The sequence below is a fragment of the uncultured Aquimarina sp. genome (assembly GCF_947492965.1).
Lineage (GTDB): Bacteria > Bacteroidota > Bacteroidia > Flavobacteriales > Flavobacteriaceae > Aquimarina.
Genome location: NZ_CANLOZ010000029.1, coordinates 1 through 1,040, shown reverse-complemented (window position 1 = coordinate 1,040; position 1,040 = coordinate 1). Strand labels below are relative to the sequence as shown.

Sequence of the window (1,040 nt, the reverse complement as noted above, 5' to 3'; positions counted from 1 at the left end):
AACAAGCTAATTGTTTAGCATTTTGATAGCGCGTAAACATGTTTGTAAAAATGGCTAAATATAATGCTGTAATTTTTCCAATTCCAGTAACAGATGTAACCAAATCAATAGTTGTTCTAAGTTTTTCGTCAGAAATTATTAAGGATTGGATTTCTTGTTCAATCCTTTTAATTTCATCGGTAAATACTTTTACTGATTTTTTAATGTTTTTGTTAGCTACTTTACTCAGTTCAGGAGCAAAATGTTTGAGTTCATTAGGATATTTTGTTAAGTCTGTTTTACTTTTTACTAAACGTTCTCTGATAGTTATTAATGTTTTTATTTTGTCCAGAACCTCTGGTATAGGTTTGTATAACTCAAGTTCTAAGTAGTTTTTAGCTGTGTATTTAGCAATTCTTAATGCATCTATTTTATCATTCTTACCACGTTGTAAACCTGAACTTCTCATTATTTTCAAGGACATTTCTACACAGATATTAGCTTGTTTTTCTACTAACTTTGTTATGATTAGTTTACCATAAATTCCTGTATGTTCCATACAAATAAGCGTTTCAGATAAATGTATTTTTTCGTTTTTTAATAACCTTAGAAATGCCTTAATCCCTTTAACTGTGTTTTCAAATAGATATGAGCTATTTTTGTTTTCAGAAGTAATAATTGCTACATCAAAAGTAGATTTAGAGATATCAATACCAATAAATTGAGAAAAATTTTGTTTATTCATAATGAAATATTTTTAGCGATAACCAACCCACAATTCTGAATATAATCGAAACCCTAATATTAGGTCTGAGAACCTGAATTTCCATTTGATACTAGTTCAGAAATAACCGATAAAGGATTTAATCGGGGGATAAGTCTAAAAACTTTGCGGCGCCCATAATTCACCTTTATCGGTTGGGCTGTTATCCACAATTATTGAGTTATCAACAAAGAAAAGAAAAAGAAGCAAAAAGAAAAGAAAATCAATCACTTACAGCATTATTAACTTCGTTAAGATAACTCTATGTGAATAACAATGCTAAACTAAGGGCTAGCGC

General features: G+C 29.3%; 1 protein-coding gene. It reads right to left on the bottom strand.

Annotated features, from left to right (window positions below):
• Positions 1–724 (bottom strand): transposase (locus Q1B37_RS24175; RefSeq protein WP_299903341.1); only part of this gene is annotated, 724 nt, incomplete at its 3' end.
• Positions 725–1,040: the final 316 nt, after the last annotated feature.